The sequence below is a fragment of the Actinotignum timonense genome (assembly GCF_900155575.1).
Classification (GTDB): Bacteria; Actinomycetota; Actinomycetes; order Actinomycetales; family Actinomycetaceae; genus Actinotignum; species Actinotignum timonense.
On sequence record NZ_LT706966.1, the window covers coordinates 1,336,970 to 1,352,858 of the forward strand.

At 63.8% G+C, this 15,889-nt stretch carries 17 protein-coding genes and 1 pseudogene; 16 read left to right on the plus strand and 2 right to left on the minus strand.

The window, feature by feature from the left end; all coding sequences use genetic code 11:
• The first annotated feature begins 63 nt into the window (after window positions 1-63).
• From secY to rplQ, 9 genes are all read left to right on the plus strand, one after another.
• Window positions 64-1,359, plus strand: coding sequence for a preprotein translocase subunit SecY (gene secY, locus CZ322_RS05625; RefSeq protein WP_026428273.1), 1,296 nt, complete (start codon window positions 64-66; stop codon window positions 1,357-1,359).
• 71 nt (window positions 1,360-1,430) lie between these two features.
• Complete coding sequence (locus tag CZ322_RS05630; RefSeq protein WP_026428272.1) at window positions 1,431-2,006, plus strand: adenylate kinase; 576 nt, start codon at window positions 1,431-1,433, stop codon at window positions 2,004-2,006.
• An 8-nt stretch (window positions 2,007-2,014) separates the two neighbouring features.
• Entirely contained in the window at window positions 2,015-2,839 is an 825-nt protein-coding gene (gene map / locus CZ322_RS05635) for a type I methionyl aminopeptidase (protein WP_087070542.1), read from the plus strand.
• 270 nt (window positions 2,840-3,109) lie between these two features.
• Window positions 3,110-3,331, plus strand: a complete 222-nt coding sequence (infA, locus tag CZ322_RS05640) for a translation initiation factor IF-1 (RefSeq protein ID WP_016443080.1) — start codon at window positions 3,110-3,112, stop codon at window positions 3,329-3,331.
• 19 nt (window positions 3,332-3,350) lie between these two features.
• A complete protein-coding gene (gene rpmJ, locus CZ322_RS05645) occupies window positions 3,351-3,467 on the plus strand; it encodes a 50S ribosomal protein L36 (protein ID WP_016443079.1) in 117 nt (38 codons plus the stop codon).
• Window positions 3,468-3,593: 126 nt separating this feature from the next.
• Window positions 3,594-3,968, plus strand: a complete 375-nt coding sequence (gene rpsM, locus CZ322_RS05650) for a 30S ribosomal protein S13 (RefSeq protein WP_026428270.1) — start codon at window positions 3,594-3,596, stop codon at window positions 3,966-3,968.
• Between the two features lie 29 nt (window positions 3,969-3,997).
• The gene (gene rpsK / locus CZ322_RS05655; RefSeq protein WP_016443077.1) at window positions 3,998-4,408 is read left to right on the plus strand and encodes a 30S ribosomal protein S11; all 411 of its coding nucleotides are present in this window, start codon (window positions 3,998-4,000) and stop codon (window positions 4,406-4,408) included.
• Between the two features lie 190 nt (window positions 4,409-4,598).
• On the plus strand, window positions 4,599-5,600 hold the full coding sequence (locus CZ322_RS05660) for a DNA-directed RNA polymerase subunit alpha (RefSeq protein WP_087070543.1): 1,002 nt from the start codon (window positions 4,599-4,601) through the stop codon (window positions 5,598-5,600).
• A 29-nt stretch (window positions 5,601-5,629) separates the two neighbouring features.
• On the plus strand, window positions 5,630-6,217 hold the full coding sequence (gene rplQ / locus CZ322_RS05665; RefSeq protein WP_087070544.1) for a 50S ribosomal protein L17: 588 nt from the start codon (window positions 5,630-5,632) through the stop codon (window positions 6,215-6,217).
• Window positions 6,218-6,388: 171 nt separating this feature from the next.
• On the opposite strand, the gene CZ322_RS05670 is transcribed toward rplQ, so the two are convergent.
• On the minus strand, window positions 6,389-7,240 hold the full coding sequence (locus CZ322_RS05670; RefSeq protein WP_180948666.1) for an ROK family protein: 852 nt from the start codon (window positions 7,238-7,240) through the stop codon (window positions 6,389-6,391).
• Window positions 7,241-7,874: 634 nt separating this feature from the next.
• Here CZ322_RS05670 and CZ322_RS10465 point away from each other — a divergent pair.
• From CZ322_RS10465 to glmM, 5 genes are all read left to right on the plus strand, one after another.
• The gene (locus CZ322_RS10465; RefSeq protein WP_459543378.1) at window positions 7,875-8,240 is read left to right on the plus strand and encodes a hypothetical protein; all 366 of its coding nucleotides are present in this window, start codon (window positions 7,875-7,877) and stop codon (window positions 8,238-8,240) included.
• Window positions 8,203-9,627 carry an LssY C-terminal domain-containing protein gene (locus tag CZ322_RS05680; RefSeq protein ID WP_200807175.1) on the plus strand — a complete coding sequence of 475 codons (1,425 nt, stop codon included), beginning with the start codon at window positions 8,203-8,205 and terminating at the stop codon, window positions 9,625-9,627. The genes CZ322_RS10465 and CZ322_RS05680 overlap by 38 nt, the downstream gene beginning before the upstream one ends.
• Before the next feature lie 364 nt (window positions 9,628-9,991).
• Window positions 9,992-10,435 carry a 50S ribosomal protein L13 gene (gene rplM, locus CZ322_RS05685; RefSeq protein WP_087070545.1) on the plus strand — a complete coding sequence of 148 codons (444 nt, stop codon included), beginning with the start codon at window positions 9,992-9,994 and terminating at the stop codon, window positions 10,433-10,435.
• A gap of 44 nt (window positions 10,436-10,479) precedes the next feature.
• Window positions 10,480-10,968, plus strand: coding sequence for a 30S ribosomal protein S9 (gene rpsI / locus CZ322_RS05690; RefSeq protein ID WP_016443070.1), 489 nt, complete (start codon window positions 10,480-10,482; stop codon window positions 10,966-10,968).
• Between the two features lie 380 nt (window positions 10,969-11,348).
• Window positions 11,349-12,695, plus strand: coding sequence for a phosphoglucosamine mutase (gene glmM / locus CZ322_RS05695; protein WP_087070546.1), 1,347 nt, complete (start codon window positions 11,349-11,351; stop codon window positions 12,693-12,695).
• A 111-nt stretch (window positions 12,696-12,806) separates the two neighbouring features.
• On the opposite strand, the gene coaA is transcribed toward glmM, so the two are convergent.
• Window positions 12,807-13,880 (minus strand): type I pantothenate kinase, encoded by a 1,074-nt coding sequence (coaA, locus tag CZ322_RS05700; protein ID WP_412459460.1) that lies wholly within the window; start codon window positions 13,878-13,880, stop codon window positions 12,807-12,809.
• Between coaA and CZ322_RS05705 the strand changes: the two are divergent.
• Together CZ322_RS05705 and alr are read left to right on the plus strand one after the other, a co-directional pair.
• Window positions 13,805-14,560, plus strand: a pseudogene (locus CZ322_RS05705) (NAD(P)H-hydrate dehydratase); the annotation flags it as partial. The gene coaA and the pseudogene CZ322_RS05705 sit on opposite strands and share 76 nt — an antisense overlap.
• Before the next feature lie 131 nt (window positions 14,561-14,691).
• On the plus strand, window positions 14,692-15,885 hold the full coding sequence (gene alr, locus CZ322_RS05710; RefSeq protein WP_087070547.1) for an alanine racemase: 1,194 nt from the start codon (window positions 14,692-14,694) through the stop codon (window positions 15,883-15,885).
• Window positions 15,886-15,889: the final 4 nt, after the last annotated feature.

Sequence of the window (15,889 nt, forward strand, 5' to 3'; positions counted from 1 at the left end):
TCACCCGACGGTTCTCGACGATAACGGACTGCCCCGCGCGATCCGTCACCATCAGGAGGAATCTTGATTAAGGCTTTCGCAGCTGCTTTCCGCACCCCGGATCTGCGCCGCAAGTTGCTTTTCACCATGATGATTATGGTGATTTACCGCTTGGGCAGCTTCATCCCGGCTCCGTTCGTGAGCCTGAGTAATATTCGGGAGTGCACCACGCAGCAGTCGGGCGCGCAGGATCTCATCGATATGCTCAACCTGTTCTCAGGTGGCGCGATGATGCAGCTCTCCGTTTTCGCCCTCGGAATCATGCCCTATATTACGGCCTCGATTATTGTGCAGCTGCTGCGCGTGGTGATCCCGCGCTTCCAGGAACTGCATAAGCAGGGGCAGTCGGGTACCGCGAAGCTGACGGAATACACCCGCTACCTCACCATCGGGCTGGGCCTGCTCCAGTCCTCGGTTGTGGTGGCCACCGCGAACTTCACGCTTTTCGCCGGCTGCAAAGAACCGGTGATCCCGAATGCCACCTGGTGGACCTACACCATGACCATCCTCGCCATGACGGCCGGCACCGGCCTCATCATGTGGATGGCCGAACTCATCACCGAACGCGGGGTGGGTAACGGTATGTCCATCCTCATCTTCACGGGTATTTGCGCCGGCTTCCCCTCGATGATGGGTCAGATCTACGCCGGGCACGGCATCGGTACCCTCCTCATCGTGATCGTGGTCTTCGCGCTCATCACCCTGGTTGTTACCTTCGTGGAGCAGTCCCAGCGCCGCATTCCGGTCCAGTACGCCAAGCGTGTGATCGGCCGGCGCACCTACGGCGGGTCCACCACCTACCTGCCCATCAAGATCAATATGGCGAACGTTATCCCGGTGATCTTCGCTTCCTCGATCCTCATGCTCCCCACCATGATTTCCACCTTCGGGAATCAGAACTCTTCGTGGGTGATCTGGATCCAGCGCAATTTCCAGCACAATGGCTGGGCCTATATCCTCACCTACGCGCTTCTCACCTTCGCCTTCACCTTCTTCTACACCTCCATCGCCTTCGATACAGACGAAGTGGCGGACAATATGAAGAAGTACGGCGGCTTCATTCCGAATGTGCGCGCCGGCAAACCCACCGCGGATTACCTCCACTTTGTTTCGAATCGCCTCACCTGGGTGGGCGCCACCTACCTCACCATCGTGGCCCTCATCCCGCTGCTGCTCTTCAGCGCGCTCGGCATCGTACAGTCCGGTTTCGGCGGTACCTCCATCATGATTCTGGTGGGTGTGGGCCTCCAGACCGTCAAGGACATCAACGCCCAGCTCCAGCAGCGCCACTACGAAGGCTTCCTCGGCGGTATCCGCTAACGCGGCCTCGCCCCTTCTTTCAGGCGGGGCGCGCGGGCGCTCCGCATCGATAACACAGAAAGGTGCCACTCATGTCAGTACGTTTGATTTTGGTTGGCCCCCCGGGCGCGGGCAAAGGCACCCAGGCGGCCGGTATCGCGCAGCGCTACGGTATCCCGGCGATTTCCACCGGTGACCTGTTCCGCGCGCACGCCAAGGCCCAGGATGAACTCGGGCGCCTGGCGGCCTCCTATTCGGAAAAGGGCGAGCTGGTTCCTGATTCCGTCACCAACCAGATGGTGGAGGAGCGCCTGGGCGAAGCCGATGCGGCCGCCGGTTTCCTCCTGGATGGCTACCCTCGCAACCTCGACCAGGTGAGCGCCCTGGATGCCATGCTCGGTGAGAAGAACGTGGACGCCGTGGTGGAATTGCAGGCCGACGACGACGTGGTGGTCCAGCGCCTCCTCGGGCGCGCCCTCGAGCAGGGCCGTGCCGATGATACCGAGGATGTTATCCGCCACCGCATCGAGGTGTACCACGCCACCACCAAGCCGATTATCGACGCCTACGCCAGCCGCGGGCTCGTGGTCTCCGTCAATGGCCTGGGTACCGTGGAGGAAGTCGCGGCCGCGATTGATAGCGCGCTGCGCGATTTCCTGGGCCGGTAGGCGCACCGATGATTAATCTTCGCAGCGAGGCGGATATCCTGGGCATGCGCCAGGCCGCGCTCGTGGTGCGCGCGATTCACGATGACTTGCGCGCCCACGTGAAAGCCGGAATGTCGACGGCGCAGCTCGACCAGCGCGCCAAGGCCGTCTTGGAGGCACACGGGGCCGTCTCGAATTTTTACGGGTATTACGATTACCCGGCCCAGACCTGCATCTCGGTGAATAACACCGTGGTGCACGGTATCCCCAGCGAAGAGGAAATCCTGGAGCCGGGAGACTTGGTCTCCTTCGACTGCGGGGCGCTCCTCAACGGCTGGAATGGGGATTCCTGTTTCTCCATTGTTCTTCCGGGTGGGGATGAGAAGCAGATGGCCGCCCGCCAGCGGCTCTCCGATATTACGGAAGAATCCATGTGGGTGGGTATCGCCGCGATGGCCACCGGAAAATTTGTATCCGATATCGGGGCGGCTATCGACGATTTCGTGGTAGCCCAAGATCCCGAACCGGGCATCGTGGAAGAATTCACCGGGCACGGCATCGGGCGGGCCATGCACGAAGACCCCACGGTCTTCAACTACCGCACCCGCGGGCGCGGGCCCCGGCTCAAGGCCGGCATGGTGCTGTGCATCGAACCGATTCTTACCGCAGGCTCCCAGGAGAATATCACCCTGGCCGATGGCTGGACGGTTAAAACCGCGGACGGCCAGGATGCCTGCCATTGGGAAAGCCAAATCGCCAAGCACGCCGGAGGTATCTGGGTGCTCAACGAGCCCGATGGGGGAGCGGCCCGCCTCGCTAAGTACGGCGTGGTGCCGGTACCCCTCGGGGACTAAGCCGCGCCGTCGTACTGAAGGTGTGCGGTTCTGGGCTAAGGGCCTGCGCGCCGCAGCTGCGCCGTCGTACTAAAAGTGCACCGCGCACAACCGTTCCCCGCGCAATTCTCGCACTACACGTGACCCATAACATCGCTGCCGCCCCTTACGTAGGGGCGGCTTCGTGCAGTAGTATTGAACGTCGGTGCCGTGTGCCCGTATGGCGCACGCTTGCGCACCGATTTTGATGTCCCGCACAATCCGGTGCGGGCAACACTGTTAGCGAGGAACATGGCGAAGAAAGACGGCGTCATCGAAGTTGAAGGTAGCGTGATCGAAGCGCTGCCCAACGCGATGTTCAAGGTCGAGCTGGAAAACGGGCACGAAGTTCTGGCCCATATTTCCGGCAAAATGCGTCAGCACTACATTCGTATCCTGCCCGAGGATCGGGTGGTTGTAGAGCTCACGCCCTATGACCTGAACCGCGGGCGGATTGTCTACCGCTACAAGTGATCAACAAGGAAAGTTATTCATGAAGGTCAAGCCGAGCGTTAAGCGCATTTGCGATAACTGCAAGGTCATTCGGCGCCACGGTCGCGTCATGGTGATCTGCAGCTCGAATCCGCGCCATAAGCAGCGTCAGGGCTAAAGCCCCGTTGCACCAGCACTGTTAGCCGCAAGGCAACCCCCGGTCCGGAGGCCGGGGCTCACGGATTAGAGACCCGTGGGAACAGCAGTGCCCGACACCTCCGGCATAACTAAGGGAGCTAAGAAATTGGCACGTCTCTCCGGCGTTGATCTCCCCCGCGAAAAGCGGATTGAGATCGCGCTCACTTACATTTTTGGCATTGGACGCACCCGCGCCCACGAGACCCTCGCCGCTACCGGGGTGAACCCGGATACCCGCGTGCGTGATCTCACTGAAGACGATCTGGTGAAACTCAAGAACCATATCGACGAGAACTACAAGGTTGAAGGCGACCTGCGCCGCGAAGTCCAGGCCGATATTCGCCGCAAGATCGAAATCGGTTCGTACCAGGGCCTGCGTCACCGTCGCGGCCTGCCCGTGCACGGGCAGCGCACCAAGACCAACGCGCGCACCCGCAAGGGCCCCAAGCGCACCGTGGCCGGTAAGAAGAAGGCCAAGTAGGCTTCGTCGTAGTTCAGGAGAAATAGATTATGGCTCGTCAGACTCGTTCTGCTAACGCCGGTGCGCGCCGTCCGCGTCGCAATCAGCGTCGTAATGTCACCGTGGGTCAGGCCCACATTAAGTCCACCTTCAATAACACCATCGTGTCCATCACCGACCCCACCGGCGCGGTGATCGCTTCCGCGTCCTCCGGGATGGTTGGCTTCAAGGGCTCGCGTAAGTCGACTCCCTACGCCGCGCAGCTCGCCGCGGAAAACGCCGCGCGCCAGGCCATGGAACAGGGCATGAAGAAGGTTGATGTATTCGTCAAGGGTCCGGGTTCCGGGCGCGAAACCGCGATCCGTTCCCTGACCGCCTCCGGGCTGGAAGTCACCTCCATTTCCGATGTGACTCCGCAGGCCTTCAACGGGTGCCGCCCGCCCAAGCGCCGTCGCGTCTAATACGCGTTTGGCCGCAACTGCGTCGTCGTTCTTAACGACGACGCCGCGCGCAGCGGCCCCGGCCGCTGCGGCACCCCTCCCAGGGCGCGGGCTTTGACAGGAAAAACCGCGCCCGAACCTCGCGGACAGACGGAGTTTCGCGAGGCTACGCAAACCTCATATAGCGGTTGTTTGCGGAAAGGAAAGAATCGTGCTTATTGCACAACGTCCCGTTCTGAGTGAAGATAAGATCTCCGAATTCCGGTCCCGGTTCGTCCTCGAACCGCTCGAACCCGGATTCGGGTACACGCTGGGCAATTCCCTGCGCCGTACCCTGCTGTCCTCCATTCCCGGTGCTGCGGTCACCTCGATTCGCATCGATGGGGTGCTCCATGAGTTCTCCACCATTCCCGGTGTGAAGGAAGATGTTGCGGAAATCATCCTCAACCTCAAGGAACTTGTTGTCTCCTCGGATAACGACGAACCGGTCCTCATGTACCTGCGGAAGACCGGCCCGGGCGAAGTAACCGCCGCGGATATCACCCCGCCGGCGGGCGTGGAGATCCTCAACCAGGATCTGCATATCGCCACCCTCAATGACAAGGGCAAGCTCGAAATCGACCTCACGGTTGAACGCGGGCGCGGCTACGTTTCCGCGGCTCTCAACAAGGGCGATAACGATGAGATCGGCCGCATTCCGATTGACTCGATCTACTCGCCGGTGCTCAAGGTTTCCTACAAGGTGGAAGCCACCCGTGTGGAACAGCGCACCGACTTTGATCGCCTCGTGGTGGATGTGGAAACCAAGGAATCGACGACCCCGCGGGACGCTCTCGCCTCTGCCGGCAAGACCCTCGTGGAGCTCTTCGGCCTGGCCGTGGATCTCAATGACGAAGCCGAAGGCATCGAAATTGGTCCGGCACCGGTGACCGAGCAGCGCTCCTCGGATCTGCAGCGTCCGATCACCATCCTCAACCTGCCCGCACGTTCCCAGAACTGCCTGCAGCGCGAAGGTATCCACACCATTGGGGAACTGGTGCAGCGTTCGGAAGCCGACCTGCTCGATATTCGCAACTTCGGGGCGAAGTCCATCGATGATGTCAAGGATGAACTGGCGAAGATGGACCTGAGCCTCAAGGATTCCGGATCGAGCTTCCTCGGTGGCGGATTCGATGATTTCGGGATGCAGTTCAGCGACGATTCTCAGGCCTGAGCAGCCACATAATTTACTAGGAGTAGACAATGCCTAAGCCCACCAAGGGTCCGCGCCTCGGCGGTAGCCCCGCCCACCAGCGCAAGATTCTTGCCAACCTGTGCAAGGAACTTATTCATCACACGTCGATCAAGACCACCGAAGCGAAGGCTCGCGCGGTGCGTCCCCACATCGAAAAGCTCATCACGAAGGCGAAGAAGGGGGATACCCACAATCGCCGCCTGGCCCTCAAGGTGCTGGGCGATCGTGAAACCGCCTACATCCTCTTCGAGGAACTCGCCCCGCTGTTCGCGGAACGCGAGGGTGGCTACACCCGCATCACCAAAGTGGGCAACCGCCGCGGTGATAACACCCCGATGGCCGTTATTTCGCTGGTGACCGAGAAGGTTTCCCCGAAGCAGGCGGTTGTCAAGGAAGCGGAAAAGGCCGCTGAGCGTGCCGCTGCCGCGGAAGAAGCCGAGTCGGCTGAGTCGGCGGAATCCGCTGAGTCGGCCGAAAGCGCGGAATCTGCTGAATCTGCTGAAAGCGCCGCTTCGGCGGAAAGTGCCGAATCTGCTGAATCGGCTCCCAGCGCGGACGAAGCTGCGGAAGCCGAGAAGGCCGAAGAAGCTAAGTAAGCTAGATAAGCGCCCGCGGTTGGTTCGGTCACGTGAGTAAACCGAACCGCCGGGAAGCTTGAGAGAAGGGCTTCGGAAACGTGAGTTTCCGGAGCCCTTTTCGCTGCCCGCAGGACGCGGGGCTACTGTTGCCCGCAGGAAGCGGATCTACTATTGCCTGCGGGAGCGGGGCTACTGTTCCGCACGAGCCCGCTCGGAGGCGGCCACCAGATCCCAAGCGCGCACCCCGCCACTCATCCCGGCGGCATTCGGAATAAAGACTACCGAGCCGCTCAGGCGTTCACGCACGCTCTCGGTGATACGCGCCGCGTTACCGCCTCCGAGGTAGAGGGTGTCCCAGCGAATTACCGGGTAGAGGGACTCAATAGCGCGGGCCACCTGCCGGCTCCACGCGGCATCGCCCAGGCGGATGCGCTCAATTTCGCCGATCACATCATCGTAGGTGAGGCCCCAGCGCAGCGGGGCATGTGAAAACTCCAGGTGCGGGGCCAGCACCCCGTTATCAACAATGGCATTGCCCAGTCCGGTTCCGAAAGTGAGGACCACTTCCAGACCCTGGCCGGTCACGGTTGCGGCAGCGGCTACCTCAGCGTCGTTGAGCACCAGGGTGGGCCGGGAAAAACGCGCGGCGAGGGCAGCGCGAATATCCAGGCCGTTCCAGGCGACCTCCATCTCCGGGTCGAGGCGGGTATGCGGGCCGGCGCGGCGAATGTAATGCGGGGTATAAACCACCACGCCGTGGCGGAGCATCCCCGGCATTCCCACCGTGAGGCGCTCGAAATCGCAGCCCTCGGCGCGCAGTGCGGCGGCATCCGCAGCAATGATATGTTCCAGGGCCGCGGGGGAGAAGGGGTAGCGGACCGGGGTGCGCCGGGCCGGTCCGATCTGGGTGCCGGCCGCGTCCAGCAGCGCCGTTTTGATACCGCCCCCGCCGCAATCAACCGCGAATGTGCGCGGTCCGGAAACAGCGGCCGCGGTGGTGGCGTTCGCGGCGTCCTCCGGGCTGGGCGCACTCGCGTACATCGGTGCGGTGCCGAGTGGGAGCGCCGGCTCCTCATTTTCGAGTACACGGCCCTCGGCTACGTGCCCCTCGAGCCCGCGGCCTTCTGGCGCGCGGCTCGCGGGTATGCGGGCGGAGGGCTCGGCATGGGAAACTGGATCCATGAGTGACACGCTAGCGCAAAACCTTCGGCTTCGGCTTGATCTTTCCTACGACGGTACTGAATTTCACGGTTGGGCGGCGCAGCCCGGCCTGCGCACCGTGGAAGGCACCCTCACCGAAGCCCTCGCCACGGTGTTGCGCGTGCCGGTCACCCTCACCGTTGCCGGGCGGACCGACGCCGGGGTGCATGCCCGCGGGCAGGTCGCCCATATGGATGTGCCGCGCGGGGCGCTCGCCGCGGCGGCGGGGCGCTCTCAAGATGACCCGACCCGGGTACTGGTGCGGCGCGTGCAGGGCCTGCTCGCGCGCGATGCGGGCGGCCCCCGGGGGAGTGCCGATATTGTGCTCCACAGCGCCCGCGAAGTCTCCCCCGATTTCGAGGCCCGTTTTTCCGCGGTTTCGCGCGAATACACGTACCGCATTGCGGTGGGTCACTTTGATCCCTTACGACGACGCGACGTCCTCTGGCTGGCCGGCCCGCTCGACCTCAACGCGATGCGGGAGGCCGCGGCCTCCCTCCTGGGCGAACACGATTTCCTCTCCTATTGCAAACCGCGCCCGGGGGCGACGACGGTTCGCGAGCTCCTGGCCCTGGACGTGGCTGAAGCAGGCGAGCTGGTAACCATCCACGCGGTGGCCGATGCTTTTTGCCATTCGATGGTGCGGACCCTGGTCGGCTCGCTGCTCCGGGTGGGCNTTGGACACCCTCCCTTTTTTTTACCCACATCAGGGTTTGAAGAAGAGGCGTCCCCCCGCGCCCCCCCCCGCCTATCCCCGCCTGCCCCGGCAGCGGCTGCGGCGCGGCTTCCCTTTGTATGCGGTCTTGGCGGGGCTGTTCGTCGTCGTCGCCCTGATTTATAGTTTCTGGCTGGCCGTGCTGCTTTTGCTGCGCGGGCTCCCCGGGCAACCGCTGTGGTGGCTGCACCTGCTGGTATTTTGGGCGCTCGCGGCGTATTTCGCTTTCCCGCGCCTCCACCAGCTGTTTTCGCTCATGTACGTGCCGGATTATTTCTTCGGGCGCACCAAAACGGCGGACGGCATCCTCGGGGACCCGGTCAATATCGGCTGGGAGGGCAGCGAGGCGGATATTCACGCGGCCATGCGGGCCGCCGGCTGGATCGAAGCCGAACCCATTACTTTCCGCACCTCTTGGCGGATAATTGTGGCCGCGGTACTGCGCCGCTCCTATCCTTCCGCACCGGTCTCCGATCTGTATTTGTTTTCCCGGAAACAAGAATTCGCCTACCAGCAGGAAGTGGATGGCAATGCGGCCCGGCGCCACCATGTGCGCTTCTGGCGCTGCCCGCCGGATTGGACGCTTCCGGGTGGGGAACGCATCACCTGGCTCGCCGCCGGAACCTTTGATCGCAGCGTGGGTCTGTCTATTTTCACCGGGCAATTCACCCACAAAATCGATCCGAATATTGATGCGGAGCGGGATTTCATTATCAATACGGTGCGCTACGCGGATCCCGATAGTCACGTGAGCGTGATCGAGCAGTATTTCAACGCCTATAGCTCGCGTAACGGCGGCGGGGATGAGATTCAAACCGACGGCGATCTTCCCATCCTCGATGTCACCGGCGCGGCCGCGCGCCTGGAGGAGGGGCTGGAACTGGAAGAGGAGCTAGAGTTGGCCCTCCCCGATGCCGAGGGAACGTGCGGTGAGGAAGCATGCGGTGAGGGAACGTGCGGTGAGCGCGGTTCCGGTAATGGTACGACGGCGCAGCCGGGCCGCGGGCGCTCTAGCCATCCGCGCGCGGGTCGGCAGGGTTCGGGATACCAGGGCCGGCGCCGGCAAACCGGCCCGGCTGGCAAACCCGGGTGGCGCAATTCCAGTGCCATGGCGGAAAAAGCCACCGAGCTGGCGCGCATCGCGGCTGAACACCGCGTCCCGCCCGGGGCCCTGCTCTTTTCCGCTGTCGCGATCACGGTGCTGCTGGGCGCCGCGCTGGTCACCGATATGCTTCCGGCTTCCGCGGTGGATGTGGTGCTCTACCTGGTTATGCTGCTGCTCCTGTTCGGGGTGGCCAACCATTCCCGAGTGGCCTGGGTACTCTTCCTTGCCTGCGAAGCGGGTATCGCCCTGCTCTACCTATTGCTTGCAACCACGGGGGAAACCGCGGCCATGTACCCGGCCGGGATCTCGGTGCTGGTGGTGCTGGCAATCACCGCGCCGCATGTGCGCCTGTGGGTCACAGAAGGCCGGGCCGAACCCGTGGTGGACCTGCCCACCCCGATTCTGTAATGCCAGATCCTGTAATGCCAGATCCTGTCATGCCAGATCCTGTCATGCCCGTTTCTGTCATGCCCGCTTCTCTAGCGCCCACCCGCACTGCCGCGGCGCGCAAGAAAGCGAGGCGGCGGGCCGGTGCGGCGTCGTCGTACTTTCCCGCGCTAAAGCGCCGGTGGAGTACCTCACAGCGCCGGCAAAGCTTTGACCGACATAGGAGCTACGGGTATGATAGAGCGTTGTTGTCCATACCATCGGCGCGATGCTTATTCCCACTCGTCGCGCGCTGTGAAGGGCACATCTAACTTTTGACCGTTACGGTTTCGCCCGCCACCACGGCGGATGTTCGGAACCAATATCAGAAACGAAGGCTACGCACGTGCGCACGTACACTCCTAAGCCCGGCGACATTGAGAAGAAGTGGTACATCATTGACGCCACCGATGTTGTCCTCGGGCGTTTGGCAGCTCAGGTTGCCGCCCTGCTCCGTGGGAAGCACAAACCGAATTTTGCTCCTCACATGGATACCGGCGATTTCGTTATTATCACGAATGCGAGCAAGGTGACCCTCACGGGAAGCAAGGCAACGCAGAAGATGGCTTACCGGCATTCCGGTTACCCGGGGGGCCTCAAGGCCACCTCGTACGCCGAACTCCTTGCCTCGAATCCCGAGCAGGCCGTTATTAAGGCGGTGCGCGGCATGCTTCCGCACACATCTCTCGGCCGTCAGCAGCTGAAGAAGCTGAAGGTTTTCGCCGGCGCTGAGCATCCGCACGGAGCTCAGAAGCCCGAACCTTACGAGCTGAAGAAGATCGCCCAATAAGCGAGTCGCGTTCGGCCGCTTTTTTCGGAACAGGATTTACATCAATGTCAGAAACTCAAATTGACACCCAGGTGGAGGAGGAGTTCAGCGGCTCCTACACCACAGAGACCGAAACCCCCAAGGTCGGTCAGGGTGTATCCGCCGCTGTCCCGGGTCAGGCACTCGGCCGCCGCAAGGAAGCCGTTGCCCGCGTCCGGCTCGTCCCCGGCTCCGGGGAATGGAAGGTGAACGGCCGCGACCTGGCCGATTACTTCCCCAACAAAATCCATCAGCAGCTCGTGAAGTCCCCCTTCACCCTGCTCGATCTCGAAGGCCGTTTCGATGTTATCGCCCGTATCAACGGCGGTGGCATTTCCGGCCAGGCCGGTGCGCTGCGTCTTGGCATCGCCCGCGCCCTCAACGAAATTGACCGCGAAGCGAATCGCCCGGCCCTCAAGAAGGCCGGTTACCTCACCCGCGATGCTCGCGCGGTGGAACGCAAGAAGGCCGGCCTGAAGAAGGCCCGCAAGGCTTCGCAGTTCTCCAAGCGTTAAGCTTCGGCGTTATGCGCCACTTCGGCGCAGCGCTCAGTTTTTACAAGGGAGGTCCTACTTCGGGGCCTCCCTTGTTGTATATGGCGTGCTCGAGGTGCTTGTGTGAGGGGTGCTTGTGCTCCGTTCGCTGTTTGCTGTTCGCGGTGCGCGGTTCGCTGTGCTCCGCGCGCCGTTTGGCCACCCCGCGTCCACCCCGCGTTCCTTTTTCCGCCGGCCGGCCGCGCGCGTTACAGTAGAACACAGCGCACCCGCGGTGCCAACCAGGCCGGCCAGCTTCAACAAGCTCCACAGCCGCCCCGGTTCCGGGCCCCGCGGGCGAAGTAGAACAGAGGGAAGCACATAGGTGCGGCACCGGCCGCGCCCCGGCGAAAGGCTGAGTAATGCCACGACTTTTTGGAACAGACGGCGTCCGCGGACTCGCAAACCGCGCACTCACGGCGGACCTCGCCGTGAAATTGGGTGAAGCCGCGGCCCGGGTCCTCACCCGCGAATTCGACGGGGAAGGCCGCCCGCGCGCGGTCATCGGCCAGGATTCGCGCGTCTCGGGCGGGATGCTGTCCCAGGCGGTGGCGGCCGGGCTCGCCGGCGCCGGGGTGGACGTGGAACACGTGGACGTTATTCCCACCCCCGGCATCGCCTTCCTCACCGCGGAAGGCGGCTATGACCTGGGCGTCATGATCTCCGCTTCCCACAACCCCATGCAGGACAACGGCATTAAATTCTTCGCCAAAGGCGGCTTCAAACTCGAAGACAGCCTCGAAGACGAAATCGAAGAACTCCTCGGCACGGACTGGGGCCGCCCCACCGGCGCCGGCATCGGCCGCATTAGCGATACCGCGGAATTCGGGGATCGCCTCTACCTCGACCACCTCACCACCGCGATCACCACCCGGCTGGACGGCCTGACCATCGTCACCGATTGCGCGAACGGTGCCACCTCCGCTATCGCACCCGAGGCGCTGCGCCGCGCCGGAGCGAAGGTTATTGTTATTAACGCCGATCCTTCCGGATACAACATTAACGACGGCTGCGGCTCCACCCACCCGGAAGCCCTCCAGCGCGCGGTCGTGGATAACGACGCCGATTTCGGGGTGGCTTTCGACGGCGACGCGGACCGCTGCCTCGCGGTCGATCACGAAGGCGAGCTTGTGGACGGCGATCAAATCATGGCGATCCTCGCCCTCGCCCTCAAAGACGCCGGCAAACTCGCGAAAGACACCCTCGTCGTCACGGTCATGTCCAACCTCGGCCTGCTCCTGGCCATGAAGGAGCACGGCGTGCGCACGATCCAAACCGGGGTCGGGGACCGCTACGTCCTCGAAGAAATGCGCCGCGGGGGCTACAGCCTGGGCGGCGAACAATCCGGCCACGTCATCTCCCTCGAAAAAGCCACCACCGGTGACGGCTCCCTCACCAGCCTGCTCCTCGCCCAGCAGGTCGCGGCATCCGGGCGCAGCCTGAAAGAGCTGGCCAGCGTGGTCACCCGCCTCCCGCAAATCCTCGTCAACGTGCCAAATGTGGATAAAGCCGCGGCTTCCACAAACGAGCAGGTCCAGCGCGCGGTCCGCGAGGCCGAGGAGCGCCTAGGGGAGACCGGCCGGGTGCTGCTGCGCCCCTCGGGCACCGAGCCGCTGGTGCGCGTCATGGTCGAAGCCGCCACCCAGGAGGAGGCAGACGCCGTGGCGCACGAACTCGCGGACGTGGTCGCCACGAACCTCGCGCTATAACTTTTGCGGTGCGCGCCGCGCAGTATTTTTTACGACGCCGCCGCCAGGTAGCTTGCGCCCCGGCCCGCCTACGCTGCTGGCCGGGGCGCAGCCTAGCTATGGGCCGGGCGGCTACAACTTACGCAGGTGAATGCGCTGGACCCGGTGGTCGGCGCCCTTGCAGAGCATAATATCGGCGCGCTCGCGGGTGGGCTGAATATTCTCCAGCAAATTGGGCAGGTTGATGGCGTTCCAGATGTCAAGGGAGCGGGCCCGCAGCTCGGCGTCCGGCATATCCGCAAATTGGTGGAAATAGGCGCCGGGCAGATTAAAAGCGACGTCGCGCAATTTGAAAATACGCGAGAGATACCAGGTTTCCAGATCTTCCGGGGAAGCGTCCACGTAAATCGAGACGTCGAAGAAATCGGAAACGGCGGTGAGGTTCCCGGTGTAGAAAGCGGCATCCGTGGGAGTCACGCGCGCGGGGGCGCCGGGCCGCGAATCAGCTCGCTTGCCGGCCGCGGTGCCGTCCCCGGCATTCCTGTTCGGCCAGCCGGCTGCCAGCAGTGGCGGCTGGAGCACATTGAGCCCTTCCAGGATGAGAATATCCGGGTGGGCCACCACCTGGTGCTGACCGGGCACAATATCGTAAATAACGTGATCGTAGCGGGGCACCTCCACGCGGTCCTCCCCGGATTTGACCCGCCGCAGAAAATCAAGAAGCGCGGCGTGATCATAGGATTCCGGGAAACCCTTGCGGTCCATGAGGCTGCGCTCTTCCAGCACCGCATTGGGGTAGAGGAAGCCATCCGTGGTCACCAGGTCCACGCGGGGTGTGTAGGGCCAGCGCCGAAGCAACTCTTGGAGAAGTCGCGCCGTCGTCGATTTTCCTACCGCAACCGAACCGGCAATACCGATCACAAAAGGCGTGCGCTGTTCGCGCAAACCCAAAAAATCCGAAGTTTTGCGGTGCAGATCGCCGATTTCCTGGGCGTACATTTGCAGCAGCGCGGAGAGCGGGCGGTAAATAGCATCCGCTTCGGCCAGGTCAATCGGGTCGCCCAGGGCTTTCAGGTGCCGCACATCCGTGTGCGTGAGGGGGAGGGGCGCGTTCNCGCAGCGCCGTCTGGGTGGACGGGCTGCTCGGCATCGGGGCGCGTGGGCCGGCGCGCGAACCGCTGGCTTCGTGGCTTGCCGCGCTGGAATCCGAGCGTCTGGCCAGCCCGGTGGAACCGCTCGTGGTCGCGGTGGATACTCCCTCCGGGATCGGGGTGGACGACGGCGCCCTGCCCGGCCCCTACCTCTCCGCCCACCTCACCGTGACCATGGGAGCAGCCAAGGCCGGGCTGGTGCTCGACCCGGCCCGCCGGGCCGCGGGGCGCATCGAGGTGGTGGAGCTCGGCTTCGCCCCTCACCTGGGCGAACCATCCGTGCTGCGCCTGGGTGATTCCGATGTGGCGGACCTGTGGCAGGTCCCCGGCGCGGACGACCACAAATACACCCGCGGCGTGGTGGGGATCGTGTCCGGTTCGGTGCAGTACCCGGGTGCGGGTTTATTAACGACGACGGCCGCTCTCGCGGCGGGACCCGGGATGGTACGTTACCTCGGTGAGAATGAGGTCGCGGAGCTGGTTATCACCGCGCATCCGGAAGTGGTGGCGGCCCCGGGGCGGATCCAGGCCCTCGCGGTTGGTTCGGGCGATCCTCCGGGAGCACCGGCCCTCCTGCACGCCGCGCTTAAAGACGGGTCCCCGGTGGTTGTGGATGCCGGCGCTCTGCCCACCATCGCCGATATGGCGGCGCGGGCGGGCGTGCGGTTCGGCGAGCACGTGGTGCTCACCCCGCACGCCGGGGAAGCCGCCCTACTCGCCGCGCAACTGGATCTCCGCGACGGGGATGGCAGGCCTTTTAGCCGCGCGGTGATTGAGTCCTGCCCGGTGGCGGCCGCGCGGGCTCTGGCGGCNAGCTCGCCAGTCCCGCCCCGCACTCCTATCCGCGCCTCAACAGGAAGAACACCATGTTTAGCCTTGATCCCGCAGTTTTCACCTCCCGAGCTACCATCAGCCTGGGTGCGCTCGAGCAGAACCTCACCCGGGTACGGGCCCATCTCACGGGCCAGAAAATCATGGCGGTTATCAAAGGTGATGCCTACGGCCACGGGTTGCTTCCCGCCGCGCGCGCATTCGCGCGCGCGGGAGCGGACTACCTGGGGGTTGCCCAAGTTGCCGAAGCGCTCGCGCTGGTCCGGGAATGGGGGGAGCAGCCTACCGAAGGTGAAGCACTAGCCGGCCACCCGGCCCTGCCCCCGGTGTTCTCCTGGATTTACACCCCCGATAGTGATCTCGCCCCAGCACTCGAAGCGGGGATTGAACTCTCGGTGGGGGATACCTGGATGATTGAGGCGGTGGCGCGGGCCGCTCAGGCTACCGGCCACACCGCCCGGGTTCACCTGAGCGTGGATAGCGGCATGACCCGCGAGGGCTTCAACCTGGAAGATATCCCCGCGGCCGCACAACTCCTCGCCACACACCAACAGGCCGGGCGCCTCGAAGTCGTTGGCATCTGGAGCCACCTGGCCTGCGCGGATGACCCGGATAGCGATGCCACCACCAGCCAAATCGCCGTTTTCGACGAAGCCCGCCGCCTCGCCACCCGCGCCAGCCTCACCCCGCGCCTGGCCCACCTTTCCGCCTCCAGCGGGGTGCTCTGGCACCCGGGAGCCCGCTACGATATGGTGCGCCCCGGCATTATCCTCTACGGGCTCAGCCCCGAACCGCGCCGCACCCTCGCCTCCGACCTGGGCCTGCGCCCCGCCATGCGCCTGGAATCCGAGCTTCTCACCACCCGCCAGCTTTCCCACCGCGCCGGCGTTTCTTACGGGCACACGGCCGTTGTTGAGGACGGGGCCGTGCTCGGCGTCGTACCGCTCGGATATGCCGATGGGGTTCCGCGGGCGCTGTCCAATAAGGGCTATGTGACGGTCGGGGAGGGGCCGGCCGCTCAGCGCGCGCCCATCACCGGGCGGGTGTGCATGGATCAGTTTGTGGTGCGCCTGGATGGGCCGCTGCCGGCCGGCACCCCCGTGGTGCTCTTCGGCGACCCGGCCCGCGGGGAAGTGAGCGCCGCGCAATGGGCACTGGCCAGCGGCACGATTTCTTATGAGATTATTACCCGCGTGGCCGCCCGGGTCCCGCGCTTGTACGTGAAGTAGGCAC